Below are 26781 nucleotides of genomic sequence, written 5' to 3' on the forward strand. Positions count from 1 at the left end.
AAATTCGAGTGGATGGCGCGCCATAGGCGAACCGCGCCGCCAATGTCGACCCCCAGAAGAGCAGGGCGACCCGCAGAAGAGGCGGACGTCAGGCGAGCAAGCAATGCCGGATCAGGCGCCCGCGCCCAATTGTTCCAGCCAGGCCTTCGCTTGTTTGGGTTCGCCGACGGCATCGGCAGCGGGCTTGCCCCGAGCAGCCAGAAATTCCCGGTGCAGTGCGAAGACGTCGAGGCTCAATTGGCTGCGAAGCCGGTCGATGTCGTCGGCCAGCTCTTCCAGGCGATCGATCGCCGGCTGGGCATTTGCCCGCGCCCAGCGATCGTCATTATGGCCGAACAAGCCCCAGCGGCCGCTTGCCGTCTCGCGGAGCGCCGCGATCAGCGCGTCACGATACTCCGCTTCCATTTCCTCGCGACGGACGTCCAGTCGCTCAAGTCTGTCGGCCTTTGCCAAGATCTCAACTCAGCTTGTCGATCTTCGCATTCAGCGCCGCCAGTTGCGCCTTGAGCTGGGCAATCTCGTCATCCTTGCTCTCATCGGCAGCCGTTGCCGGCGCAGGCGCCGTCATGCCCGGCATTCCGGGCATCCCCGGCATGCCGGTGCCAAAGGCGCTCGCCGCCGCTTCGAACATCTGCATGTTGCGCTTGGCGATCTCGGCCAGCGGGCCTCCTCCGAAGGCGCCCTTCATGGCTTCCTGAAATTGCTGCTGGTTCTTGCGGAACGCGTCCATCGACGCTTCCAGATATTGCGGCACCATGGATTGCATGGAATCGCCGTACATGGCGATCAACTGGCGCAGGAAGTTGACGGGCAGCATGTTCTTGCCCCTCTGCTCCTCCTCCATGATGATCTGCGTCAGGACATTATGCGTGATGTCCTCTCCGGTCTTCGCATCGACGACAACGAACTCGCGCCCCTCACGAGTCATCTGCGACAAAAGATCCAGCGTGATGTAGCTCGACGTTTCTGTGTTATAGAGCCGCCTGTTAGCGTACTTCTTGATAACGACCGGTTCGGATTCGTTCGCGGTCTTAGATTTGGCCATGGATACCTCTCCCACACCTGTATTTTCCGCAATAGCACAAGCGAATGCCGCGCCGCAACATGGACCGCGGCCCTTACCCCTTTTTCTCAATATTTTATGGCGCGAAACGGAGAGCGATGCCGAACTGCGCAAACGGGCTTTCCAGGGCTTGCGGAGATATCAGGAGGCTGACCGCCCTGCCCCGCCCGCTCCGGTCCCCGTCGTCGCCCGCGCGGGCAGCGCCAGGCTGCTTCGATATGGGACGGAAAACGGGCGCCATCCGGTGGTGTTCGTGCCTTCGCTGATCAACCCGCCGCAGGTGCTGGACCTCTCGGCCAGCCGCTCCATGCTGCGCCACATGGGTGCAGCAGGACATGATGCCTATCTGGTCGACTGGGGCACGCCGGCCGCGGACGATGGCGCGCTGGGCCTCGACCGGCACGTGACGGAGCGCCTGCTGCCGATGCTGGGCAGCCTGCAGCGGACACCGATCATCGTCGGATATTGCCTTGGCGGAAATCTGGCGATCGCGGCGGCGGCATTGCAACCGGCACGGGCGCTGGCGACGATCGCGGCCCCCTGGAATTTCGACGGCTTCCCGGCCGCCGACCTTCAGGAGATCGGGTCGCTCTGGCAAGGCTCCAGGCCGATGTGCGAGCGACTGGGCTATGTACCGATGGAGGTGCTGCAATCCGGCTTCTGGGCGATGGATCCTGGCCGGACGATTCGCAAATATGCCGCCTTCGCCGACATGGCGCCCCATTCTCATGAAGAACAGGCCTTTCTCGCGGTGGAGGACTGGGCCAATGGCGGCCCGCCGCTCAGCTTTGCTGCGGGTCGTGATCTTTTCGAGGGGTTCTACGCTGCGAATGCGAGCGGGCGGGGCGAATGGCATGTCGACGGACTGGCGATCGATCCCGGCCGGCTCTCCTGTCCCACGCTTTCGATCCGTTCCACAACCGACCGCATCGTCCCCGCCGCCGCCGCGCCACAGATGGCAGAGAACATAAGCTTGATGCTTGGCCATGTCGGCATGATCGTGGGCGGCGCGGCCCGGGCAATGCTGTGGGAGCCGCTGTCCCAATGGCTTTCCAGCCATGGCGGATGATGATATGTGCAGCCGCGAAAACATCACCCCCTGGAATTGAGGATCAGACTTTGTCAGACATCGTCATCACCGCTGCCAAGCGTACCGCCGTCGGCAGCTTCATGGGCGCGTTCGGATCGACTCCTGCGCATGAACTGGGCCGCACCGCCATCGTCGCGGCACTTGCACAGGCCGGCGTCGCGCCGGAGGAAGTGGACGAAGTCATCCTGGGCCAGGTGCTGACCGCCGGCCAGGGCCAGAACCCCGCCCGTCAGGCCGCCGTCAACGCCGGCATCCCGGTCGAGCGGACCGCCATCGGCCTCAACCAGCTTTGCGGTTCGGGCCTGCGCGCCGTTGCCCTGGCGGCACAGGCGATCCGGGCGGGCGATGCGCGCATCATGGTCGCGGGCGGCCAGGAAAGCATGTCCCTCGCGCCGCACGCCCAATATCTGCGCGCCGGCGCGAAAATGGGACCGATCTCCTTCATCGACACGATGACGCATGACGGCCTGACCGACGCCTTCAACAATTATCATATGGGCATCACGGCCGAAAACCTGGCCGAAAAATATCAGATCAGCCGCGAAGCGCAGGACGCATTCGCCGTCAGCAGCCAGAACAAGGCGGAGGCCGCCCGCGCATCGGGCCGCTTCCGGGATGAGATTGCCGCAGTGACCGTCAAGGGACGCAAGGGCGACACCATCGTCGACGCCGACGAATATATCCGCGCCGGTGCCACGCTGGATGCGATGCAGGCCCTGCGCCCCGCATTCAAGAAGGACGGCACCGTCACCGCCGCCAATGCCAGCGGCATCAACGACGGCGCCGCCGCCCTCGTGCTGATGAGCGCCGACGAAGCGTCCCGGCGCAACGCGCAGGTTCTGGCGCGCATCGCCGGTTTCGCGACCTGCGGCGTCGATCCCTCGATCATGGGCATCGGCCCGGCCCCGGCAAGCCGCCAGGCGCTGGCCAAGGCTGGCTGGTCGCTCGCGGATCTCGACCTCATCGAAGCCAACGAAGCCTTCGCCGCGCAGGCGCTGGCCGTCGGCCAGGAACTGGGCTGGGACCCGGAAAAGGTCAATGTGAACGGCGGTGCGATCGCCATCGGCCACCCGATCGGCGCGTCCGGCGCCCGCGTCCTCACCACCCTGCTCTACGAGATGCAGAAGCGCGACGCGAAGAAGGGCCTTGCGACCCTCTGCATCGGCGGCGGCATGGGCGTCGCCATGTGCGTCGAACGGCCCTGAGCCAGTGATGGAATAATGGCTGGGCCGCCGACCCCCTTGCGGATCGGCGGCCCTTTTCATGTCAGCGCCAGATCCGATCGAAGCGCGCGCCAAGACCGGTCAGCAACTCATATTGCGACAAGCCGGAAACCGCCGCCGCCTCCACCAGCGCATAATCGACGCCCAGCCAATCCCCCTCCGTAATGTCGGACAATGCCGACACGTCGACAGCGGTCAAGTCCATCGACACCCGCCCCACCACCGGCAGGCTTTTGTCGCCCACGGTCATGGAACCCCGCCCGGAAAATCCGCGCAGATATCCGTCCGCATAGCCCAGGTTCACCACCGCGATCTCCATCTCCGCCGCTGCCCGATGGGTCGCATTATAGCCGATCGTATCGCCAGCCCGGACGCGGCGGCGTTGCAGCACCTGGGCCTCGGGAAAGACCACCTGCCTGATATGTCCGGCGACCTCCTCGCGCGGCACTCCGCCATAGAGCGCTATTCCCGGCCGCGTCATATCAAAGGCATAGGCCGCGCCCAGGCAGATCCCCGCGCTGTTCGCCAGGCTGTAGCGCGCCGCCCTCACCTGGCTCCGCAGCGCTGAAAACCGTTCGAGCTGGTCCTGGCTGAGCGGCGTATCCTCGTCGGCGGAGGCCAGATGGCTGTGCAGCGTCACAATGTCCAACCGCGCAACTAGCGCTGACACATCGCCCCGCCAATCCAGCCCCAGCCGGTTCATGCCCGTGTCGACCATGACGTCGCACGGCCCGCCGTCCGCCGCTCTCCATCGGGCAATCTGCCCTTCCGTGCACAGCACCGGCCTGGCGCGGGAGGCCAGCGCAACGGTCATGTCCTCCTCCCGCACGCCATGCAGCACGGAAAGCGACACGCCCTCGCCGACCAACGGCTCCAGCACGGCCGCCTCGGCCCAGTTGGATACGAAGAAATCCCGGCACCCCACTTCCAGCAGGCGCCGCATGACCGCCGTGCTGCCCAGCCCATATCCATTGGCCTTGATCGCGGCCCCGCATGCCGCCGCACCGCCCAGCCGCTTCAACCAGCGCCAATTGGCAAGCAGGGCGTCGCCATCCAGGCGCAGGCGCAGCGGTGCGGAAAAATCAGCCATCGCCTGTCCGATAGCGCTGCACGACGCCAGCGTCGAGGGATCAGGCATCCATCCGTGCCCCGCGCGTTTCCGGCAGGGCGATGATGCAGGTCAGCAGCGCCGCCGCCACCACAGCCATCGTATACCACAGCCCGGCATAGGGATCCCCCGTCCGCGCCACGATATACTGGCTGACCAGCGGCAGGAACCCGCCGAAATAGCCGGTCCCGATATGATAGGGGATCGACAGCGAGCTATAGCGTATCCGCGCCGGAAAATATTCCGACAGCAACGCCGCCACCGGCCCATAGGTCGCCCCCGACAGCGTCCAGAGCAGCAACAGGGCCATGAAAAGCAGCATGGCGCGGGGCCAGTCCGGCGTCACGGGCGCGGAGGCATAGCCCGCGTCATGCAGCGCGGCATCCAGCCCTTGCGCGCTGATATCGGCGACGCTCGCCGCACCAATGCTGACGGAGGACACCGCGGCCTCGCGCTTTTCATAAGGAATGCCGCGCTTGGAAAAATGATCGAGCAACTTGCCGCAGGCGGTTGGCTGAACCTTGGCGAAGGGGTCGAAGCGGCAATCAGGCCCGCTCACGACCACCGGCGCGCGCTGCGCCGCCTGATAGAGGGCGGGATTGGCCATGCTGCCCATGAATTGATAAAGCGGCATCAGCAGCAGCAGGACCAGCGCATAGCCGATGACGATGGGCTTTTTCCGGCCCACCCGGTCGGACAGCCAGCCGAAGAAGATGAAGGCCGCCACGCCCGCAAAAGCACTGCCGCCAACGAGGAGCTGCGCCATGCCAGGCGCAACATGCAGCCCGTTCTGAAGAAAATAGAGCGCCTGGAACATCACCGTATAGGCGATGACGGTAAAGCCCGCCGCGATCCCGATCATCGCCACCAGCATCCGCCGCTTGTTGCCGGGATAGGTGAAGGCTTCCTTCAGCGGGTTGCGGGATTGCGCGCCCCCCGCCTTCATCGCCACGAACACCGGGCTTTCGCGCAGCATCAGCCGCATCCAGAGCGAAATCGCCAGCAACGCCAGCGAGAAGATGAAGGGCAGCCGCCATCCCCAATCGTCCCATACCGCCTTGCCGACGATCCATTGCGTGCCGATCACGACGATCAGGGAAAGGATGAAGCCGCCGATCACGCCGGCCTGGATGAAGCTGGTGTAAAAGCCGCGCCGGCGCGGGGGCGCATGTTCGGCGACATAGATGGCGGCGCCGCCATATTCGCCGCCAAGCGCCAGTCCCTGCGCAATGCGCAGCGTGATGAGGATGATCGGCGCGGCAATGCCGATGCTTGCGGCCGAAGGCGTCAGCCCGACCCCCGCCGTTGCTGCCCCCATCAGCATGATCGTCGCCAGGAAGGTATATTTCCGCCCCAGTCTGTCGCCCAGATAGCCGAACAACACGGCGCCCAGCGGCCTGAAGCCGAAGCCGACGGCGAACCCCGCGAGAGAATAGAGCAGTTCGACGGTCGGATTGTCGGTCGGGAAGAATGTCCTGCCGATGATCGGAGCCAACACGCCGTAGATGTAGAAATCATACCATTCGAATAATGTGCCGAGCGCCGACGCGGTGATTACCAGCCGGTCGCGCCTTGCGTCCATCACATAGTCAGCGTCGGCCGCATCGTCCCTCATTCCACCCCCGTTCGACTGCACGATTTCCCTGAGCCCGTTCTACCGCCGCACCGAACCCCTGCAAGCGCGATCGGCATCGGCAGCGCATCTGCCCCGGCCGGTTATGCCCTACCGATCAGAACAGGCGAGACCCGTTCGGCACCACCCGGTCGGGCGCGAACAGCATCACCGCTCCCGCCTCATCCGCGAAACCCAAAGTCAGCACCTCGGACATGAATTTCCCGATCTGCCGCGGCGGAAAATTGACGACCGCCGCGACCTGCCGGCCCGCCAGTTCCTCGACCGCATAATTTTCGGTAATCTGCGCGCTTGATTTCTTCAGCCCGATGGCAGCCCCGAAATCTATCAGCAGCTTGTAGGCGGGCTTGCGCGCCTCCGGATAAGCTTCTGCCGAAACGATGGTGCCGACGCGGATGTCCACCTTCAGGAAATCGTCGAAGCCGATGGGGTCGGCGGCGACCGCCCCGGAATCGTGGTTCACATGCATGCGGTCATGCTAGAGCGATTTCCAAGCGATCGGAACCGATCGCTGGTTAAGAAATCGCGGAAAGCAAGAAATCCAGAGCGATTTCCAGGCGATCGGAACCGATCGCTCGCAATGCCGGCGGCGGAAAAGTCGAGAGGCGCATCCCGACTTTCCCTTGGCGCCGCCCGATTATTCCAGTTCCAGGATGATCGCATCCACCGGCAGGCTTTCGCCCTGCGCGGCGGACACGCTCTTGATCACGCCCGCCTTCTGCGCGCGCAGGATATTCTCCATCTTCATCGCCTCGATCACGGCAAGCGGCTGGCCAGCCTCGACCTTGTCCCCTTCCCGGACGTTCAGCGCGACCAGAAGGCCGGGCATCGGACAGATCAGGAAACGCGACAGGTCTGGCGGGATCTTCTCGATCATGTGCCGGGCATGCACCGCCGCATGGGCGGGCAGGATGCGCAGCTTGTGGCTGGCGCCATGGACGGTCAGCACAAAGCCCGACCGCACCGGCGCGATCTTCACCGCCAGTTGCTCCTCGCCGAACTCCGCCTCGATCAGCCGGTCGCCGGGCGTATATTCCAGCGCCAGTTCCATGGCTTCGCCGTCGACCGTGACGTCATCGCCGTTGATCACGACATCGTGGATCGCGTCACCGATCTTCACCTGCCAATCGGTCGGCGGAGACAGGCGCTTGCCCAACTGCCCGTCGATCCGCCGCGCCCGGTCCGCCTGCGCCATGGCGGCGAAGGCGCCGATGGCCGACAGGCGCTTCAGCAGCGTTTCGGAAGCCGGCGCGCCGGTGAACCCCTCCGGATATTCCTCCGCGATGAAGCCGGTGGTGATGTTGCCCGAACGGAAGCGTTCATGCTGCATCAGCGCGGAGACGAAGTCGATATTGTGCCCCGGCCCCTCGATCTCGAACAGGTCCAGCGCCGCGATCTGCTTGTCGATGGCCTCCAGACGGGTCGGCGCCCAGGTGATCAGCTTGGCGATCATCGGGTCGTAGAACATGCTGACCTCGCCGCCTTCGACCACGCCGTCATCCACGCGCACCAGCGCGCCCGTTTCGTCCGCACCCGTTTCAGGCGGATTGTAGCGGATCAGGCGGCCGGTCGAAGGCAGGAAGCCACGATAGGGATCCTCCGCATAGACGCGGTTCTCGATCGCCCAGCCGTTGATCTTCACATCCTCCTGGCGGAAGGACAGTTCCTCGCCATTGGCGACGCGGATCATCTGCTCGACCAGGTCAAGGCCGGTGATTTCTTCCGTGACCGGATGCTCCACCTGCAGGCGGGTGTTCATCTCCAGGAAGTAGAATCCGTCGCCGGTCTTGTCCGCGCCTGACACGATCAGTTCGACCGTACCCGCGCTGAAATAGCCGACCGCGCCGGCCAGGGCGACGCACTGCTCGCCCATCTTCCTGCGCATTTCAGGGGATACGAAGGGCGAAGGCGCTTCCTCCACCACCTTCTGGTGGCGACGCTGGATCGAACATTCGCGTTCGTTGAGGTAGACGATGTTGCCGTGCTGATCGCCCAGTATCTGGATTTCGATATGGCGCGGGCTTTCGATGAACTTCTCGATGAAGACGCGGTCGTCGCCAAAGCTGTTGAGACCTTCACGCTTGGTCGCCTCAAAGCCCTCGCGCACGTCCTGCTCGCTATAGGCAAGGCGCATGCCCTTGCCGCCGCCGCCGGCCGAAGCCTTCATCATCACCGGATAGCCGATCTCGTTGGAGATGCGGACGGCATGCTCCGTATCCTCGATCACGCCGACATAGCCCGGAACCACATTGACGCCCGCGGCCTTGGCGAGTTTCTTGGACTCGATCTTGTCGCCCATGGCGGCGATGGCATTGGCGGGCGGCCCCACGAAGATGATGCCCTCAGCGTCGAGCGCCTTGCGGAAGCTCTCACGCTCGGAAAGGAAGCCATAGCCCGGATGCACCGCGTCCGCGCCGGTCGCCTTGCAGGCTTCGATAATCTTGTCGGCCAGCAGATAGGACTGGGCAGCAGGCGGCGGGCCGAGATGCACCGCCTCATCCGCCATCAGCACATGGGGACTGCGCGCGTCCGCATCCGAATAGACCGCCACGGTCTTGATGCCCATCTTCCGCGCCGTGCGGATGACGCGGCACGCAATTTCGCCACGGTTCGCGATCAGGATCTTGGTGATTGCCATCTATGTCCTCGGCTTCCGCTCTTTATGTATGATCTCTAAGGAAAACGATTGTCTGGATAGTCCAAAGGACAAGGATGAAGATGAAGAAGCCGCCGATTAACAGCGGCAGCCCCTTTCTCACTCCGCCGCTTCCAAATGCCCATGCGGCTGCGCCATCATCGGTGTCAGCCCAAGCTTGGAAAGCAGCGCACTATCCTTGTCGTCGCCAGCGTTCGCCGCCGTCAGCAGCTTGTCGCCGGTGAAGATGCTGTTCGCGCCCGCCATGAAGCACAGCGCCTGACACGCCTCGCTCATGCTTTCGCGACCTGCCGAGAGCCGCACCATCGACTGCGGCATGACGATACGCGCCACGGCGACGGTGCGGACGAACTCCACCTCGTCGATCTTCGCGAGCGGCGTGTCCTTCAGCATGTCGCCCAACACCGTACCCTCGACGGGAACCAGCGCATTGATCGGCACGCTCTCAGGGTGGGGCATGGTGGCCAGGGCATGCAGGAAGCCGATCCGGTCGCTCCGCGTCTCGCCCATGCCGACGATCCCGCCGCAGCACACATTGATGCCTGCATCGCGCACATTTTCCAGCGTCTCGATCCGATCCTCGAAGGTCCGGGTGGTGATGACGTTGGCGTAATTTTCCGGCGAAGTGTCAATATTGTGATTATAATAATCCAGCCCCGCATCCGCGAGCTGCTTCGCCTGGGTCGACGACAGCATGCCCAGCGTCATGCAGGTTTCCATGCCCATCTGGCGAACGCCCTTCACCATTTCGATGAGCTTGGGCATGTCCCGTTCCTTGGGATTGCGCCACGCAGCGCCCATGCAGAAACGGCCCGAACCATGGTCCTTGGCCTGCGCCGCCGCCTGGAGCACGGCCTGCACGTCCATCAGCTTGGTGGCCTTGAGGCCGCTTTCCGCCTCGGTCGACTGGCTGCAATAGCCGCAATCCTCCGGGCAGCCGCCCGTCTTGATCGACAGCAGGGTCGACAACTGCACTTCATTGCGCGGAAAATTCGCCCGGTGGATCGACTGCGCCTCGAACATCAGGTCGTTGAAGGGCAGGTCGAACAGCGCGGCGATCTCGTCGCGGGTCCAGTCAGTGCGGCCAAGGACTTTGGCAGTGGGTGTCATTATGCGGCTTCCTCCAGCCCCGCCGGGGGCATGTTGTGGCCGAGGAGGCGCAGCACATCTGCGGCGCATTCCACGACGTTGGAGCCCGGTCCATAAATCCCCTGAACGCCCGCGTCACGGAGGAAGTCATAATCCTGCGGCGGAATGACCCCGCCCGCGATCACTTTGATGTCGTTCCGGCCCTTTTCCCGAAGCTGCCGGATGAGTTCGGGGATCAGCGTCTTGTGCCCCGCGGCCAGCGACGAAGCCCCCACCACATCGACGCCGCTGTCGAGCGCCAGCACCACCGTTTCCTCCGGCGTCTGGAACAGCGGACCCGACACGATGTCGAAACCCATGTCCCCAAAGGCGGACGCGATCACGTTGGCGCCCCGGTCATGGCCGTCCTGCCCCATCTTGGCGATAAGGATCTTCGGCTTGCGACCGAGGCGCCGCTCGACGGCCTGCACCCCGTCAAGTACCTGTTTCCAGCGGCTGTCCTGCGCATAAGGCTCGGCATAGACGCCCTTCACCGGCGTCGGCACCGTGCCGTAACGGTTGAAGCTGTCCTCCATGGCGGAGGAGATTTCGCCCAGCGTGGCCCGCGCCCGCGCCGCTTCGACCGCATGGGCAAGGAGGTTGTTCTCGATCGACTGCGGCCCCGCCGCCGCTGCACGCAGCGCATCCAGCGCGGCCTGACACGCAGCCTCGTCGCGCTCTGCCTTCACCCGGTTGATGCGGGCGATCTGCGCCTCGCGAACCTTGGTATTGTCGACCTCCAGCGTTTCCAGCAGGTCCTCGTTCGCCAGGCGATATTTGTTGACGCCGACGATGACGTCCTCACCCCGGTCGACCCGCGCCTGACGGGCGGCGGCGGCGGTCTCGATCATCGCCTTGGGCCAGCCGGCGCCCACGGCCTTCGCCATGCCGCCCTCGGCCTCGACGCGGTCGATGATCTCCTGCGCCGCGTCGACCAGTTGCTGGGTCAGGCTCTCGATATAATAGCTGCCGCCCAGCGGATCGACGACATTGCACATGCCGGTCTCTTCCTGGATCACGATCTGCGTGTTGCGCGCGATGCGGGCCGAAAAGTCGGTCGGCAGCGCGATCGCCTCGTCCAGCGCATTGGTATGCAGCGACTGGGTGCCGCCCAGCATCGCCGCCATCGCCTCGATGGTGGTGCGCATGACGTTGTTATAGGGGTCCTGCTCGGTCAGCGACACGCCCGACGTCTGGCAATGGGTGCGCAGCATCTTGCTGCGCTCGTCCTTCGCGCCCAGCTTCGTCATGACCCGATGCCACAGCACGCGGGCAGCGCGCAGCTTGGCGATCTCCATGAAGAAGTTCATGCCGATGGCGAAGAAGAAGCTCAGCCGCCCCGCGAACTTGTCGATATCGAGGCCCGAAGCCACGCCATAGCGCACATATTCCGCACCATCCGCGATGGTGAAGGCCAGTTCCTGCACCTGCGTCGCCCCAGCTTCCTGCATATGATAGCCGGAGATGGAGATGCTGTTGAACTTGGGCATCTCGCGGCTGGTATAGCCGAAAATGTCCGAAATGATACGCATGCTCGGTTCAGGCGGGTAGATATAGGTGTTGCGGACCATGAACTCCTTGAGGATGTCGTTCTGGATGGTCCCGTCGAGCAACTTGCGCTCGACCCCCTGCTCCTCGCCCGCGACGATGAAGAAGGCGAGGATCGGGATCACCGCGCCGTTCATCGTCATGGAAACCGACATCTGGTCGAGCGGAATGCCGTCGAACAGGATCTTCATGTCCTCGATCGTGTCGATCGCCACGCCAGCCTTGCCGACGTCGCCGACGACGCGGGGATGGTCGCTGTCATAACCGCGATGGGTGGCAAGGTCGAAGGCGACGCTGAGCCCCTTCTGCCCCGCCGCCAGATTGCGGCGATAGAAGGCATTGGATTCCTCTGCCGTCGAGAAGCCCGCATATTGCCGGATGGTCCAGGGGCGCCCCGCATACATGGACGCGCGCACCCCGCGCGTGAACGGTGCGAAGCCGGGCAGGCCCGGATCGACGGTCACGTCCTCGGCCGTGTAGAGCGGCTTCACCGTGATACCTTCCGGGGTATGCCAGTTCAGATCCTTGCCCTTCACCTCCTTGGCGGCGGCGGCGGCCCACTGGTCCAGCGTCGGCTTCTCGGTCATATCAATGCGCGCCCTCTTTCGGCGTTTCCATGATTTCAGTGAGCACCCCGTTCATATCCTTGGGGTGGACGAAGAAGATCAGCGTCCCATGCGCGCCGATGCGCGGCTCGCCGAGCACCTTCTTGCCCAGCTTTTCGAACCAGGCCTTGGCTTCATGAATGTCGGGCACTTCATAGCACATATGATGCTGCCCACCGGCCGGGTTCTTGGCGATGAAGCCGTGGATCGGGCTGTTCTCGCCCAAAGGCTCGATCAGCTCGATCTGCGTGCCCGCCGTGCCATTTTCGCCCGGCGTATCGACGAAGCACACCTTCACGCCCTGGGCGGGCAGGTCGAACGGCTCGTGCGTCAGCGTCGCGCCCATGACGTCGCGATAATAGGCCAGCGACGCTTCCAGCGAGGGGGTGGCAACGCCGATATGGTTCAAGCGACCGAGTTTCATGACTGCCCTCTCCTCAGAGCGGAATATTGTCGTGCTTCTTCCACGGGTTTTCGAGGCTCTTGTTGCGCAGCTTGCGCAGGCCCAGAGCGATCCGCTTGCGGGTGGAGTGCGGCTGGATCACCTCGTCGATGAAGCCCTTGCTCGCCGCCACGAAGGGATTGGCGAAGCGGTCCTCATATTCCTTCGTCTTCTCGGCAATCTCTTCCGGCGTCTTGCCGCGGAAGATGATCTCCACCGCGCCCTTCGCGCCCATCACCGCGATCTCGGCGGTCGGCCAGGCATAGTTGAGGTCGCCGCGCAGATGCTTGGAGGACATGACGTCATAGGCGCCACCATAGGCCTTGCGCGTGATGACGGTGATCTTCGGCACGGTCGCCTCGGCATAGGCGAACAGCAGCTTCGCGCCATGCTTGATGATGCCGCTATGCTCCTGCGCCGTTCCCGGCAGGAAGCCCGGCACATCGACAAAGGTGACGATCGGAATCTCGAACGCGTCGCAGAAGCGCACGAACCGCCCGGCCTTCTTGGACGAGTTGATGTCCAGCACACCCGCCAGCACCATCGGTTGGTTGGCGATGATGCCGACCGTCTTGCCCTCGATCCGCCCGAAGCCGCAGAGGATGTTGCCTGCATGCGCTGGCTGCACCTCGAAGAAATCGCCCTCGTCCACCACCTTGCGGATCAGCTCATGCATGTCATAGGGCTGGTTCGCATTGGCCGGGATCAGCGTGTCCAGGCTTTCCTCGATCCGGTCCCACGGGTCCGCACTCGGCCGTTCCGGCACGGGTTCCTTGTTGGACGCCGGCAGGAAATCGACGAAGTCGCGCACCGCCAGCAACGCCTCGATGTCATTTTCGAACGCCACGTCCGCCACGCCGGACTTGGTCGTATGCGTCACCGCGCCGCCCAGTTCCTCCTGCGTCACCACCTCGTTGGTGACGGTCTTGACCACGTCCGGGCCAGTCACGAACATGAAGCTGCTGTCTTTCACCATGAAGATGAAGTCCGTCATGGCAGGCGAATAGACCGCACCGCCCGCGCACGGCCCCATGATCACGCTGATCTGCGGCACTACGCCCGAAGCCAGCACGTTGCGCTGGAAAATCTCCGCATAGCCCGCCAGCGATGCCACGCCTTCCTGGATGCGCGCGCCGCCCGAGTCATTCAGGCCAATGACAGGGGCACCGACCTTCAGCGCCATGTCCATGATCTTGCAGATCTTCATCGCGTGCCGTTCCGACACCGCGCCGCCATAGACGGTGAAATCCTGCGAAAAGACGTAAACCAGCCGGCCGTTGATCGTGCCCGATCCGGTGACGACGCCATCGCCGGGGATATGCTGCCCATCCATGCCGAAGTCGATGCAGTTATGCTCGACATACATGTCCAGCTCTTCGAAGCTGTCCTCGTCCAGCAGCACGTCCAGCCGTTCTCGCGCGGTCAGCTTGCCCTTGGCATGTTGCGCGTCGATGCGGCGCTGTCCGCCACCCAGACGGGCGGCCTCCCGCTTGGCTTCGAGCTGTTCGATAATGGCGAGCTTCGACATATCTGGCTTTTCTCCGGCGTGTCGCGGACGTCTATGTCCGCCCCATTTCAATCTTTCCGCATTTTCGCAAATGCAATTTTGCCAATTTGCAAATCGCGATTTTGCAAATTATGGACGATCCATGGCTCGTGGCAATCGAATCTTCGCAGGTCCGCGCCTGCGCCAGCTCCGCCTGGACCATCGCATGGACCAGTCGACCATGGCGCATGCGCTCGGCATATCGGTATCCTATCTCAGTCAGCTTGAGAATGACGACCGCCCCCTGACGGCGAAGGTCAAGGCGGCCGTCGCCAGCGCCTTTCCCACTGACTGGGCCAGCTTCGACAGCCGGGAGGAGGAGCAGCTTCTTGGCGCCTTCACCTTCGCCCTTGCCCATCCCGAACTGCCCGGCGTCCCAATGGAGCCTGAACGGATCGAGAAGCTGCACCTGCAATTCCCCGAATTCGCGGCGCGCTATGTCGACCTGTACAATGCCCATATGCGCGCCAATGAACGCATCAACATGATCGAGGAGGCGATCGCCAACGACCATGCGGTGCAGGCCCGCCTCCCCTGGGAGGCGGCGCGCGACTGGTTCCACGAAGCGGGCAATTACGTCCATGTCCTGGACTGCCTGGCGGAGGACATGGCTGCCAGCTTCACCGCCGGCCAGACGCTCGACGAAGGCATGCTGGTGGAGGCGCTCGCCCGTCGCCACGGCATTGAAACGCTGATCGCGGAAACGCCGGATTCCGCTCTCCGCTCCTATACCAGCAGCGAAAAGCGGCTGTTCGTGAACGCCGCCCTCCCGACCGAGAGCCGCAAGTTCATGCTCGCCCATCAATTGACGATGCTGGAGGGGCAGGCCGTGATCGCCGACGTCGTCAACAAGGCGGCATTGCCCGTCCCCGGCGCGGACCGCCTGCTCGCCATCGGCCTTGCCAACTATGCCGCGGGGGCGCTGCTGATGCCCTATGCGCCCTTCCGCGAAGCCGCTCGCGAAGTGCGCCATGACATAGACCGCCTCGCCCGCCGCTTCGGCGTCAGCTTCGAACAGGCCTGCCATCGCCTCTCGACGCTGCAACGGCCCGGCCTGCGGGGCATCCCCTTCTTCTTCTGCCGTGTCGACATGGCCGGCAATATCACCAAGCGCCATAGCGCCACCCGGTTGCAGTTCGCCCGCTTCGGCGGCGCCTGTCCGCTCTGGAACGTCCATGAAGCGGTGGCGGTCCCCGACCGGATCAACGTGCAGCTCGGCGAAACGCCCGACGGGGTGCGCTATGTGTCCATGGCGAAGGGGCTGGTGAAACCCTCCGGCAGCTACAGCCGCACGCCGCGCCGCTTCGCCGTCGTGCTGGGCTGCGAAATCGCGCACGCCGCCAATTTCGTCTATGCCGACGGCCTGCAGCTGGAGGTGGAGGGCGCGGCGACCCCCATAGGCGTTACCTGCCGCCTCTGCCCCCGCCAAAGCTGCGACCAGCGTGCCTTCCCACCGGCCGACCGACCAATCCGCGTAGATCCCGACAACCGCCAGATCGTGCCCTACTGGATTGGCTAGAGCGATTTCCAGGCATCGCTGCTTAAGAAAGGGAATCCCGATCGAAACCCGCCCTAAACCGGCAGTTCCAGCTCTTCCTCCAGAAAGTCCAGAAAGGCCCTCAGCCGCGCCGCCAGCCGGTCCTGAGCGGAATAGAGGGCGTGAATATCCTCGCCGTCGCCCGTGCTGAAATCGCCCAGCACCTCGACCAGCCGACCTTCCCGCAGGTCGGCGGCGACGTGGAACCGCCCGTGCCGCGCTATGCCGCCGCCCGCGATCGCCATCTGCCGAACGACCTCGCCGGAATTGCCGAAGAAGCGCCCCTGTACCGGCCGCATCACCGTGCGCCCCCCGATCCGGAACGCCCAGCTGTCCACCGACCTGCGAAAGCTGAATTGCAGGCAGTCATGCCCTTCAAGATCGTCGGGCGTGCGCGGCGTGCCCCGCTCAGCCAGATAGGCGGGACTGGCGACCAGCACCATGCGGCTGTGCCCCAGCTTCTTCGCCCGCAACCGCGTGTCGCGCAACGGTCCGATCCGGATGGCGATGTCGGCCCTCTCCTCCACCAGGTCCACCACCGCGTCGGATAGCGCCAGATCGACCGTCACCGCCGGATGCCGCGCCAGAAACCGGGGCAGGATCGGCAAGAGGCAGTGGATGCCGAAGGATACGGAGGCATTCACCCGCAACAGCCCTCGCGGTCCCTGGTCCTCCTGCCCCAGCCTGCTTTCGACATCGGTCATTTCCGCCATCAGGGCGGTCATCCGGTCCCGATAGGCCGCGCCTTCCATGGTCAGCGCCAGGGATCGCGTTGTCCGCCGCAGCAAGGTGACGCCAAGACGCTGCTCCAGCCGCGCGATGCTTCGGCTGACGGCGGACGGGGTCAGCCGCAATGTCCGGGCGGCGGAGGCAAGGCTGCCCTCCTGCGCCACGGCCAGAAATGTCTCTATGTCCCCGAAGCGGTTATCCATATGTCACTCATGATCCTGAATCACTTCTATAGTGACGATGATCATTCTAATCATCAATGACTGCTTCTCCTACCTCTGCGCCCAACCACGCAAGACAGGAGTTGCCCCATGGATCTGAAACTCAGCGGCAAGACCGCGCTCGTCACCGGATCGACCGCCGGAATCGGCTTTGCCATAGCCAAACGCCTTGCCGAAGAAGGTGTCGAAGTCGTCATCACCGGCCGCAACCAGGACAAGCTGGAGGAGGCCGCCGCGCAACTCGCCCAATCGGGCAGGATCCGGCCGATACTGGCCGACGCAGCCACGGCCGCCGGCGCAGCCACCCTTGTCGAGGCCGCGCCCGATATCGACATCCTCGTCAACAATCTGGGCATCTATGAGGCCAGGCCCTTCACCGAAATTTCGGATGAGGACTGGCATCGCTTCTTCGAGGTCAATGTGGTCAGCGGCGCGCGCCTTGCCCGCCATTATTTCCCCCGCATGCTCGACCGGAACTGGGGCCGCATCATCTTCATCGCCAGCGAAAGCGCATTGGTGATCCCAGGAGAGATGATCCATTACGGCATGACCAAGACGGCCCAGCTCGCCATCGCCCGCGGCCTTGCCGAACAGACCAGAGGCACCGGCGTGACCGTCAATTCCGTCCTCCCCGGCCCCACCCGGTCGGAAGGGATAGTCGATTTCATCCAGTCCGTAGTCGACAACAAGGACGCGCCGGAGGCCGATCGCGAGGCGGAGTTCTTCCGGACGATGCGACCTCTCTCCCTCATCCGCCGTTTGATAGAGGCGGACGAGATCGGATCGATGGTCGCCTATCTCGCCAGCCCGCTCGCTGCCGTCACCAATGGCGCCGCCATAAGGGCGGAAGGGGGGATCGTTCCGACGATCGCCTGAGCCCGGGAACATGCGGCAATCCTGAATGCGGGAACTGGCCCTGTCGCTCGTCCGTCCGTTCCGTTAGGAAAGATGGATGCGCGACACGGACATATTGGCGGACACCGCCCTTCGGCAGCAACTGGAGGCCGCCGGCTTCGCGCGCCTGGACGGTCCCCGGCTGTTCGGGCAGCTCGCGATCGCGGCGGACCACTGGGCAGCGCTCGTCCGCAGCTGGAACGATCTTGGTCCCGACCTCTACATGGCGGACGGCGGTCGCTACCGCCGCCGCCGCCACGCGACCTTCGCCTACGACCAGGGCCGGTTCACGCGCAAACCGCATCAGCCCCATTTCCAGAGCCGCGACTATAATCCGCTGAACGGCGACGTGCAGCGCTGGTTCGACCCCGTGGAACAGGCCACGATCGACAATGGCGCGATGTGTTCCATCTTCGCCTTCTGCGCGCGCAGCTTCCCGCTCGCCGGGCCGCAGCATGTCGAAATGCATCAGTTCCGCATCGAGGCAAGCCTGGCGGAGGCAGGCCGCCCGACGCCGGAGGGCATGCACCGCGACGGCGTGGACTGGGTATTCGTGATGCTGGTCGACCGCCCCAATGTCGGCGAGGGCGTGACCCGGATCGGCTCTCCAGACGGCACGCCGCTGGGCGAATTCACCCTGGCGCAGGCGGGCGATGCCGTACTGATCGACGACCACCGCATCCTGCATGGCGTCACTGAGATCCATGGCGTCGATCCGGCGCAACCGGCCTGGCGCGACGCGCTGGTCCTGACCTTCGTGGCGGAGGGCTGAACCCGTCCGGGCAGCCCGTCCTCCGCTCCCGATCCTATTTCAGCAGCACCAGTTCCTCGGCCATGCTCGGATGCAGGGCGACCGTGTCGTCGAACTGCTGCTTGGTAAGGCCCGCCTTCACCGCAATCGCGGCCGCCTGCAATATCTCCGGCGCATCCGGCCCGATCATGTGCAGCCCGACCACGCGATTGGTCGTCGCATCCACCACCATCTTGTAGAGCGCCCGCTCGTCCCGCCCGGCCAGCACGTTCTTCATCGGCCGGAAATCGGACGTATAGACCTTCACCGTGCCCAGCTTGTTCTTCGCCTGCGCTTCGGTCAGGCCGACGCCGGCCAGCGGCGGATGGCTGAACACGGCGGAGGGGATGCAGCTGTAATCCACCGTGCGCGGATTGTCCCCGAACACCGTGTCCGCAAAGGCATGCCCCTCGCGGATCGCCACCGGCGTCAGTTGCATCCGGTCGGTGACGTCGCCCACCGCATAGATGCTCTCGCAGCTCGTGCGGCTATATTCATCGACCTTGATCGCGCCCTTGTCGTTCAGCTCGACCCCGGCATTTTCCAGGCCCAGCCCATCGACATGCGGCTTGCGCCCGGTCGCGAAGACCAGCAGGTCGCAGGCGACGGGATCGCCGTTCCTGAACCGGACGCATAATGTGCCGTCCTCATTCTTCTCGATCTTCTCCATCTCCGCATTGAAGCGGAAATTGATCCCCTTCATCGTCGAGATCTGGAGCAATCGGTCGCGGATCTGCTCGTCATAGCCGCGCAGCAGCGTGCCCGATCGGTTGACGATCGTCACATGGCTGCCGAACTGGTGGAAGATGCCGGCAAATTCATTGGCGATATAGCCCCCGCCGACGATCACGATCCGCTTGGGGCATTCCTCCAGATGGAACACCTCGTTGGACGTCACGCCATGCTCCGCGCCCTCGATATCGGGAATGATGGGCCAGGCGCCGGTGGAAATGAGGATATGTTTCGCGCTCACCTGCCGCCCGCTGGCGAGCTTCACGCCATGCGGCCCGGTGATCGTGGCGCGTTCCGCGATCAGCTCGACCTTGTGGCTGTCGAGCGTGTTCCTGTAGAGCCCCTCCAGCCGGTCGACATCCGCCAGCACATTGTCGCGCAGCGTCGTCCATTCGAAACCGCAGTCGGGCACGTTCCAGCCGAAACGCCGCGCATCCTTCAGGTCCTCGGCAAAATGCGCGCCATAGATGAGCAGCTTCTTGGGCACGCAGCCGCGAATGACGCAGGTGCCGCCGACGCGATATTCCTCTGCCACGGCGACCTTTGCACCGTGCGCCGCGGCCACCCGCGACGCCCTGACCCCTCCCGATCCCGCACCGATGACGAAAAGGTCGAAGTCGTAATTGCTCATTCATCCCTCCGCTGGACTGGGCCCGCATATGGAGCTTCGCCAGCGGAGTTACAAATGCTTCTTGCTTCCCGAAACCGGAAAGACCCGATCGTCAAACACCGCCCAGCGCGATGTCGATAAGCGCCATGGTCGAGGGATCGAACCCCCTCGGCCCCTCCGCCTCGATGGACCTGGCAATCTCCTTGCCCAGTTCCACCCCGAACTGGTCGAAGGGATTGATCCCCATCAGCACCGCATTGGCAAAGGTCCGATGCTCGTAGAAGGCGATCAGGGCGCCCAGCACCTCCGGCGTCACGTCATTCAGCAGGATCGTGGTCGAAGGACGATTGCCGGGATAGGCCCGTGCCGGATCGGCCGCATTGTCCTTGCCCCGCATCAGGGCCGCGCCCTGGGCAAAGCAGTTCACCAGCAGCGCGCGGTGATGCGCGGGATCAAGCGCATGGCCCGGCTCGATCGAGGCGATGAATTCGACCGGCGTCAGGATCGTACCCTGGTGCAGCAACTGGAACACCGCATGCTGCGCGTCCGTGCCGACGCCGCCCCAGGTGATCGGCGCCGTGGGACCGTCCACCGGCTGGCCGTCCCGCGTCACGCTCTTGCCGTTGCTCTCCATTTCCAGTTGCTGGAGATAGGAGGGCAGCAGCCGCAACCGCTCGTCATAGGCGAACAGCGCGCGCGTCTGGCAACCCAGCACCCGTGCATAATATTGGTCGACAAAGGCCGCGATCAAAGGCGCATTGGCCTTGGGATCGGACAGGCGGAAATGCCGGTCCATCGCTGCCGCCCCTTCCAGCAGGCTCTCGAAAGCGTCCCAGCCCAACGCCAGCGCCGCCGGAAAACCGATGGACGACCACAGCGAATAACGCCCGCCCACGCTTTCGGCAAAGGGCAGCACGCGGGTTTCGTCCACGCCCCATTCGATCGCCCGGTCCGGCGCCGCCGTCAGCGCGATCACCCGGCCATAAGGGTCTTCCACGCCCGCCTCGACCATCCAGTTGATCGCGCTCGCCGCGTTCAGCATGGTTTCGGTCGTGGTGAAGGTCTTGGACGCCACAGCGATCAGCGTCGCTTCCGGGTCGAAACGCGAAATCGCCCGTTCCATGGCGGTGCCGTCCACATTGGAGACGATCGCGACATCGTAGCGCGCGCCGTCCCCGCCCAAGGCGTCGATGATCAGGTCGGGGCCCAGCGCCGATCCGCCGATGCCGATGTGCAGGATGTGCCGGATCGGCCCCAGCGCCTCGCCCTCGATCGCATCGATCAGCGCGCGCATCCGCGCATGGAACATCTTGGCCCGCGCCACGCTGTCCGCATTGCCCTCGCCCCGCTCGGCGGGATGTTCGGCGGCGCGCCCTTCCGTGTTGTTCACCGCCTCGCCCGCGAACAGGGCGTCACGCTGCGCGGCAAAGCCCTGTTCCTCCGCCAGCTTCAGGAAGCCGTCGAACAATTCGTCGGTCAGGTGCGTCTTCGACCAGTCGAAGCGGATCGGCCCGTGCGTCAGGGTGAATTTGCTCAACCGGTCGGGATCGGTCGTGAAGATGGACTTCAGATCAGCCTGGGGAAGAGCCGAAAGCGCTGCCAGTGCAGGGCTGGGCATTGGGAATATCCTCTTGTTTCGCTGTTGGTCGACACCGACGCTGCACCTGTCGATTCTTGCCATCCTAGCCAAGTCGTTCCGCTATTGCACCGTCAAGCAGGAAAAATCAGGCGGCAAGGGTCTATCGGGTGACGATCGCCCGGTCGTCGAAAAGGGTTACCTTTCATAGGATGACGAACCGAAAAATGGCGGTTTTTCGTGCAGCATAGGAACATCGGAAGCGCGGCAAATCATCATGTGCGGGCCGTCAGCGCTGAATGGCGATCCATCCTGGAGCATCGTGCGCAGAAGCGGGAACCGGTTTTGCGCAAAAACGATGCGACATCAAAAGAATAGAACGCGCTGGATGAGTCGGATTTGACGCGACGCGCTCTAGCGCGCTTGACGGCGGCTTTACTAACCCGCAAAAGCCGCGACGGCCTGTTTTCAGGGCGAAATGAAGGAAAAGACGACCAAAGCATGAGCGCAAAATCCGAAACGCGGGATTTCCTCTGGTTTCTCGCAAAGCTGGCGGTGTTCGTCTTCGTCCTTCGCAGCTTCATCGTATCGCCCTTCAACATCCCGTCGGAATCGATGCAGCCGCGCCTGCTGATCGGGGATTATCTGCTGGTGGCGAAATGGCCCTATGGCTATTCGCGCTATTCCCTGCCCTTCGGCATCCCGCTGATCCCCGGCCGCATCTTCGCATCCACGCCCCATCGCGGCGACGTGGTGGTGTTCAAGGCGCCGCCAAACCAGAAGAACGACTATATCAAGCGCGTCATCGGTCTGCCCGGCGACATGATCTCGGTGCGCGGCGGCACCGTTTATCTGAACGGCCAGGCGATTCCCAAGCAGAAGGTGGCCGACCTCGTCATACCCGTCACCCCCAATATGGTCGACGCGGCGGAAAAGGAAGGCAGTCCCTCCCCCTGCTACCGCCCGAAGTTCGAGGAAGCCGCACCCGATGGCGGGCGCCAGTGCCGCTATCCCCAATATCGGGAGACGCTGCCGGGCGGCAAAAGCTACAATGTGCTTGACCTGGTGCCGGACGGCGCGGCCGACGACCGCGACACGGTGGTCGTGCCGGAAGGTCATCTCTTCATGATGGGCGACAATCGGGATCGCAGCGCGGACAGCCGCTTCCCGGCGGTCGAAGGCGGCGGCATCGGCCTGGTGCCGGAGGAAAATCTGGTGGGGAAGGCGATGGTCTCCGTCTTCTCGACCGACGGCAGCGCGAACTGGCTGCTGCCCTGGACATGGTTCACCGCCGCGCGCTGGAGCCGGATCGGGGAAGGCTTTTGACGAAACCGGACACCGAAGGCTGGCTCAAGACCCTGATCGGCCGCACGCCGCGGGATCCGGTCGCCTTCGATCAGGCGCTGACCCATGGTAGCGCCAGTGCGGTGAATTACGAACGGCTGGAATTTCTTGGTGACCGCATACTCGGCCTGCTGGTCGCGGAATGGCTCTATGACCGCTTTTCCGGCGAACCGGAAGGCAAGCTCTCCCGCCGCTTCAATGCCCTGGTATCGGGCGAGACCTGCGCCGACGTCGCCCGCAGCGCCGGGGTTCCCGCTCATCTGGTGCTGGGAAAGCAGGCCCGCGACGATGGCGCCGCGGACAGCGACAATGTCCTGGGCGACGTCATGGAGGCGCTGATCGGCGCGCTCTATCTGGAAGGCGGGCTGGAGGAAGTCCGCGCCTTGGTTCGCCGCCTCTGGGCCGACCGCGTCGATACCCAAGCGAGCGCGCCCAAACACCCCAAATCCGCTCTTCAGGAATGGGCGGCCGCCAACAAGCGCAAGCCGCCGGAATATGCGATGACCGACCGCTCCGGCCCGCACCACGCCCTGAAATTCACGGTCACCGTCAGCATCAGGGGCGCGGGCGAGGCAAGCGCATCGGGCGGTTCCAAGCAGGAAGCGGAAACGGCGGCGGCAAAGGCCCTGTTGGAAAAGCTGAGCGGCTGATCCTGTCCCAAAGCCTGATTTTACGGTAGGAAAGAAGCTCGGCGAAAGGCGCCGGGTGAACGGAGTTCTTGTTTGACGATCGATCTCGACAATCAACGCTGCGGCGTAATCGCCATCGTCGGCGCCCCCAATGCGGGCAAATCGACGCTGGTAAATGCCCTTGTCGGCCAGAAGGTGGCGATTACCAGCCCCAAGGCGCAGACCACCCGGACCCGCGTCATGGGCGTCGCGATCGAGGGAGCGGCACAGATGGTGCTGGTCGACACGCCCGGCATCTTCGCCCCCCGACGCCGGCTGGACCGCGCCATGGTGCAGGCCGCCTGGGGCGGCGCGCAGGGCGCTGACCTGATCGCGCTGGTCGTCGACGGCAAGGCCGGACTGGGCGCCAAGATGGAACCGATCATTTCCGCCCTCGCCGCCCGCCCGGAAAAGAAATGGCTGATCCTCAACAAGGTCGATATCGCCATCAAGGAAAAGCTGCTGGTCCACACCCAGAAGCTCTACGAGCAGCTCGATATCGCCGAGACATTTTTCGTCAGCGCCGCCACCGGCGATGGCCTTCCCGAACTCAAGGCCGCCTTTGCCAGGGCCATGCCGGAAGGCCCCTGGCATTTCCCTGAGGATCAGGTTTCCGACGCCACCGATCGCATGCTGGCCGCCGAGATCACCCGCGAACAGCTCTATCATCAACTCCATGCCGAACTGCCCTATGCCGCCGCAGTGGACACCGAAAAATATAGCGAGCGCGAGGACGGTTCCGTCGAAATCCACCAGCAGATACTGGTCGGCCGCCCCAGCCAGCGCGCGATCGTGCTGGGCAAGGGCGGTCAGCGCCTCAAGGAAATCGGATCAAAGGCGCGCGCCGAACTGGCCAGCCTGCTGGGCGTCAAGGTCCATCTCTACCTCCACGTCAAGGTGAAGGAGGATTGGGAGGATGACCGCTTCATCTACCGCGACATCGGTCTGGATTGGGTGGAGTGAATCCATCCAATAATGCGACGTGCTCCTGCGCAGGCAGGAGCACGTCGCGCCTCGCTTGAAGGATGGCTATTCCGCCGCCACCTTCTTCTTCGCAGGCGCCTTTTTCGCAGCAGGCTTCTTGGCCGCACCCTTTTTCGCCGGAGCCTTCTTCCCCTTCTTCGCCGGCGCCGCCGCAGCCCGCGCGTCGATCAGTTGCGCCGCCTCCTCCAGCGTCAAGGCATCCTGCTCGATCGTCTTGGGCAAGGTCGCATTGGTCGTGCCATCGGTCACATAAGGGCCATAGCGCCCCGCCATCAGCTTGATCTCGGCCTCCGTGCGCGGATGCTTGCCAAGCACCTTCAACGGCTCCCGCGAGGAAGCCCCCCGCCCGCCCTTGTTCGCCGCGTCGGCCAGCTTGGCGACGGCGCTGTTCATCCCCACCTCGAAAATCTCGGCGGTCGATGACAGGCGGCCATATTTGCCGTCATGCAGCAAATAGGGCCCGAAACGCCCGATATTGGCCACGATCGGCTTGCCCGTCTCCGGATGCAGCCCGACCTCGCGGGGCAGGCTCAACAGCTTCACGGCCCAATCCAGCGTCATCTCGCCATCGGGCAGGTCCTTGGGAATGGAACCGCGCTTGGCCTCCTTCCCCTCGCCCATCTCAATATAGGGGCCGAAACGCCCGGATTTCCGGACGATGTCCTGCCCGGTCTCCGGATGCTTGCCCAGCACCTCCGGACCCGTATCCTCGTCGCCTTCCTTGCCGCCCGGCTGGCCGAACTTCCGCGTATATTTGCACTCGGGATAGTTGGAGCAGGCAATGAACGCCCCAAAGCGTCCGCCACGCAGCGCCAACTGCCCGTCGCCGCACATGGGGCAGGCGCGCGGATTGCTGCCGTCGGCCCTGGGCGGAAACAGCATCGGCTCCAGGAACTTGTCCAGCTCCGCCGTGATGTCGGACGGCTTCTGCTCCATCACCTCGGCGGTCTTCGGCTTGAAGTCGCGCCAGAAGGCTTCCAGCACCGCCTGCCACTGGGCGCGGCCGCCGGAAATATCGTCCAGTTCTTCTTCCAGCCCCGCGGTGAAGTCATAGGAGACATAGCGTTCGAAGAAACGCTCGAGGAAGGCCGTCACCAGCCGCCCGCTCTCCTCGGCGAAGAAGCGGTTCTTCTCCACCCGCACATAGTCGCGGTCCTTGAGCACCTGAAGCGTGGAGGCATAGGTGGACGGACGCCCGATCCCCAGTTCCTCCAGCTTCTTGACCAGCGACGCTTCCGAATAACGCGGCGGCGGCTGGGTGAAATGCTGCTCTGCCGTCACTTTCTTCTTCGCCGGTGCGTCGCCCGCGACCATGCGCGGCAGCAGCTTGCTGTCATCCTCCTCGGCATCGGCGGAGGCCTGTTTGCCGGAGCCGCGCTCAGGATCGTCACGGCCCTCTTCATAGAGCGCCAGGAATCCCGGGAAGATCACCACCTGACCCGTGGCGCGCAGCCCATGTTGCCCGGTCGCATCCACCAGATCGACGGTGGTCCGCTCCATGCGCGCCGAAGCCATCTGGCTTGCCAGCGCCCGCTTGAAGATCAGGTCGTAAAGCCGCGCATGATCGCCCGAACCGACCTTTTCACGACCAAATTCGGTCGGACGGATGGCTTCGTGCGCTTCCTGGGCATTCTTGGCCTTGGTCTGATATTGGCGCGGCTTTTCGGGCAGATAGCCGCCGTCATAGCGCTCCGCGATCGCCTTGCGCGCGGCGGAAATGGCGCTGCCGTCCATCTGCACGCCGTCGGTACGCATATAGGTGATCGCGCCGTCCTCATAGAGCTGCTGCGCGACCCGCATCGTATGGCTGGCCGAGAAGCCGAGCTTGCGCGCCGCCTCCTGCTGGAGCGTCGAGGTCGTGAACGGCGGCGGAGGGTTGCGCGAAACCGGCCTGGTCTCGACCTTCTCGACGGTGAAGCGCCCCGCCTCCACATCCGCCTTCGCGGCCATGGCGTCGCCTTCCCTGCCGATGGTCAGCCGGTCGATCTTCTCGCCGCGCCACCTGACGAGCCGGGCGGTGAAGCCCTGTCCGCCCTGCTCCATCTCGGCCGCGACGGACCAATATTCCTGCGGCACGAAACTCTCGATCTCGCGCTCGCGCTCGACCACCAGCCGCAACGCCACCGACTGCACGCGCCCCGCCGACTTGGCGCCCGGCAACTTGCGCCACAGCACCGGCGACAGGGTAAAGCCCACCAGATAATCCAGCGCCCGCCGCGCCCGATAGGCGTCGATCAGATCCTCGTCCAACGCGCGCGGCTGCGCCATCGCATCCGTCACCGCCTGCTTGGTGATCGCGTTGAAGGTGACACGGTCGACCTTCTGCGGCAGCGCCTTCTTGGCGCGCAGCACCTCCTGCACATGCCAGCTGATGGCCTCCCCTTCGCGATCAGGGTCAGTCGCCAGGATCAGGCGCGTCGCCTTCCTGGCTTCATCGGTTATGGCTTTCAGCTGCTTGCCCTTGTCGCCATAATTTTCCCAACTCATGGCAAAGCCGTTGTCGGGGTCCACCGACCCGTCCTTCGGCGGCAGGTCGCGAATATGCCCATAGCTGGCCAGCACGTGGAAATCGCCGCCCAGATATTTTTCGATGGTCTTCGCCTTGGCCGGCGATTCAACGATGACAAGTTGCATTCATGCCCCGGTTCAAATTG

At 64.1% G+C, this 26781-nt stretch carries 22 protein-coding genes; 8 read left to right on the forward strand and 14 right to left on the reverse strand.

Features of this window, described 5'->3' with window-relative positions:
* Window positions 1-111: 111 nt before the first annotated feature.
* Complete coding sequence (locus MRBLSP13_RS10175) at window positions 112-453, reverse strand: hypothetical protein (protein WP_363734803.1); 342 nt, start codon at window positions 451-453, stop codon at window positions 112-114.
* Window positions 454-457: 4 nt separating this feature from the next.
* Window positions 458-1045: a polyhydroxyalkanoate synthesis repressor PhaR gene (gene phaR, locus MRBLSP13_RS10180; RefSeq protein ID WP_363734802.1), complete on the reverse strand. Its 588-nt coding sequence runs from the start codon at window positions 1043-1045 to the stop codon at window positions 458-460.
* Between phaR and MRBLSP13_RS10185 the strand changes: the two genes are divergently transcribed.
* Window positions 1044-2132: an alpha/beta hydrolase gene (locus tag MRBLSP13_RS10185; RefSeq protein WP_363734801.1), complete on the forward strand. Its 1089-nt coding sequence runs from the start codon at window positions 1044-1046 to the stop codon at window positions 2130-2132. The two genes, phaR and MRBLSP13_RS10185, sit on opposite strands and share 2 nt — an antisense overlap.
* A 50-nt stretch (window positions 2133-2182) precedes the next feature.
* Window positions 2183-3358 carry an acetyl-CoA C-acetyltransferase gene (locus MRBLSP13_RS10190; protein WP_363754266.1) on the forward strand — a complete coding sequence of 392 codons (1176 nt, stop codon included), beginning with the start codon at window positions 2183-2185 and terminating at the stop codon, window positions 3356-3358.
* 61 nt (window positions 3359-3419) lie between these two features.
* On the opposite strand, the gene alr is transcribed toward MRBLSP13_RS10190, so the two are convergent.
* From alr to MRBLSP13_RS10230, 8 genes are all read right to left on the reverse strand, one after another.
* Window positions 3420-4466 carry an alanine racemase gene (gene alr, locus MRBLSP13_RS10195; RefSeq protein ID WP_363754361.1) on the reverse strand — a complete coding sequence of 349 codons (1047 nt, stop codon included), beginning with the start codon at window positions 4464-4466 and terminating at the stop codon, window positions 3420-3422.
* Window positions 4467-4506: 40 nt separating this feature from the next.
* A complete protein-coding gene (locus MRBLSP13_RS10200) occupies window positions 4507-6099 on the reverse strand; it encodes an MFS transporter (protein WP_363754268.1) in 1593 nt (530 codons plus the stop codon).
* A gap of 115 nt (window positions 6100-6214) precedes the next feature.
* Window positions 6215-6586 (reverse strand): tRNA-binding protein, encoded by a 372-nt coding sequence (locus MRBLSP13_RS10205; RefSeq protein WP_133652031.1) that lies wholly within the window; start codon window positions 6584-6586, stop codon window positions 6215-6217.
* 168 nt (window positions 6587-6754) lie between these two features.
* A complete protein-coding gene (locus MRBLSP13_RS10210; protein WP_363754271.1) occupies window positions 6755-8755 on the reverse strand; it encodes an acetyl/propionyl/methylcrotonyl-CoA carboxylase subunit alpha in 2001 nt (666 codons plus the stop codon).
* A gap of 117 nt (window positions 8756-8872) precedes the next feature.
* A complete protein-coding gene (gene bioB, locus MRBLSP13_RS10215) occupies window positions 8873-9883 on the reverse strand; it encodes a biotin synthase BioB (protein ID WP_363754273.1) in 1011 nt (336 codons plus the stop codon).
* The gene (scpA, locus tag MRBLSP13_RS10220; RefSeq protein ID WP_363754276.1) at window positions 9883-12036 is read right to left on the reverse strand and encodes a methylmalonyl-CoA mutase; all 2154 of its coding nucleotides are present in this window, start codon (window positions 12034-12036) and stop codon (window positions 9883-9885) included. Before scpA ends, bioB begins: the two co-directional genes overlap by 1 nt.
* Window position 12037: 1 nt before the next feature.
* The gene (gene mce / locus MRBLSP13_RS10225; RefSeq protein ID WP_363734795.1) at window positions 12038-12478 is read right to left on the reverse strand and encodes a methylmalonyl-CoA epimerase; all 441 of its coding nucleotides are present in this window, start codon (window positions 12476-12478) and stop codon (window positions 12038-12040) included.
* 13 nt (window positions 12479-12491) lie between these two features.
* Window positions 12492-14024 carry an acyl-CoA carboxylase subunit beta gene (locus MRBLSP13_RS10230; protein WP_133652036.1) on the reverse strand — a complete coding sequence of 511 codons (1533 nt, stop codon included), beginning with the start codon at window positions 14022-14024 and terminating at the stop codon, window positions 12492-12494.
* Window positions 14025-14145: 121 nt separating this feature from the next.
* Here MRBLSP13_RS10230 and MRBLSP13_RS10235 point away from each other — a divergent pair, with 121 nt between their 5' ends.
* Window positions 14146-15561: a helix-turn-helix domain-containing protein gene (locus tag MRBLSP13_RS10235; RefSeq protein ID WP_363734794.1), complete on the forward strand. Its 1416-nt coding sequence runs from the start codon at window positions 14146-14148 to the stop codon at window positions 15559-15561.
* 53 nt (window positions 15562-15614) lie between these two features.
* On the opposite strand, the gene MRBLSP13_RS10240 is transcribed toward MRBLSP13_RS10235, so the two are convergent.
* Window positions 15615-16511, reverse strand: coding sequence for a LysR family transcriptional regulator (locus tag MRBLSP13_RS10240; protein WP_363754278.1), 897 nt, complete (start codon window positions 16509-16511; stop codon window positions 15615-15617).
* A 108-nt stretch (window positions 16512-16619) separates the two neighbouring features.
* On the opposite strand from MRBLSP13_RS10240, the gene MRBLSP13_RS10245 reads away from it, so the two are divergent.
* Both MRBLSP13_RS10245 and MRBLSP13_RS10250 read left to right on the forward strand, forming a co-directional pair.
* Window positions 16620-17405: an SDR family NAD(P)-dependent oxidoreductase gene (locus MRBLSP13_RS10245; protein ID WP_363734792.1), complete on the forward strand. Its 786-nt coding sequence runs from the start codon at window positions 16620-16622 to the stop codon at window positions 17403-17405.
* A gap of 76 nt (window positions 17406-17481) precedes the next feature.
* A complete protein-coding gene (locus tag MRBLSP13_RS10250; RefSeq protein ID WP_363754279.1) occupies window positions 17482-18195 on the forward strand; it encodes a 2OG-Fe dioxygenase family protein in 714 nt (237 codons plus the stop codon).
* 34 nt (window positions 18196-18229) lie between these two features.
* Here the strand turns inward: MRBLSP13_RS10250 and gor are convergent, their stop codons facing one another.
* Both gor and pgi read right to left on the reverse strand, forming a co-directional pair.
* Window positions 18230-19576, reverse strand: coding sequence for a glutathione-disulfide reductase (gene gor, locus MRBLSP13_RS10255; RefSeq protein WP_363754281.1), 1347 nt, complete (start codon window positions 19574-19576; stop codon window positions 18230-18232).
* Window positions 19577-19667: 91 nt separating this feature from the next.
* Window positions 19668-21173, reverse strand: a complete 1506-nt coding sequence (gene pgi, locus MRBLSP13_RS10260; protein ID WP_363754283.1) for a glucose-6-phosphate isomerase — start codon at window positions 21171-21173, stop codon at window positions 19668-19670.
* Between the two features lie 459 nt (window positions 21174-21632).
* On the opposite strand from pgi, the gene lepB reads away from it, so the two are divergent.
* The 3 genes from lepB (at window position 21633) to era (ending at window position 24106) form a co-directional block, all read left to right on the forward strand.
* Window positions 21633-22457, forward strand: a complete 825-nt coding sequence (lepB, locus tag MRBLSP13_RS10265; protein ID WP_133652043.1) for a signal peptidase I — start codon at window positions 21633-21635, stop codon at window positions 22455-22457.
* A complete protein-coding gene (gene rnc / locus MRBLSP13_RS10270; RefSeq protein WP_363754285.1) occupies window positions 22412-23125 on the forward strand; it encodes a ribonuclease III in 714 nt (237 codons plus the stop codon). The genes lepB and rnc overlap by 46 nt, the downstream gene beginning before the upstream one ends.
* A gap of 72 nt (window positions 23126-23197) precedes the next feature.
* Window positions 23198-24106 (forward strand): GTPase Era, encoded by a 909-nt coding sequence (gene era, locus MRBLSP13_RS10275; RefSeq protein ID WP_363734787.1) that lies wholly within the window; start codon window positions 23198-23200, stop codon window positions 24104-24106.
* A 66-nt stretch (window positions 24107-24172) separates the two neighbouring features.
* On the opposite strand, the gene topA is transcribed toward era, so the two are convergent.
* Window positions 24173-26761 carry a type I DNA topoisomerase gene (topA, locus tag MRBLSP13_RS10280; protein ID WP_363754288.1) on the reverse strand — a complete coding sequence of 863 codons (2589 nt, stop codon included), beginning with the start codon at window positions 26759-26761 and terminating at the stop codon, window positions 24173-24175.
* Window positions 26762-26781 lie beyond the last annotated feature (20 nt).

The sequence above is a fragment of the Sphingobium sp. LSP13-1-1.1 genome (assembly GCF_040676415.1).
GTDB lineage: Bacteria > Pseudomonadota > Alphaproteobacteria > Sphingomonadales > Sphingomonadaceae > Sphingobium.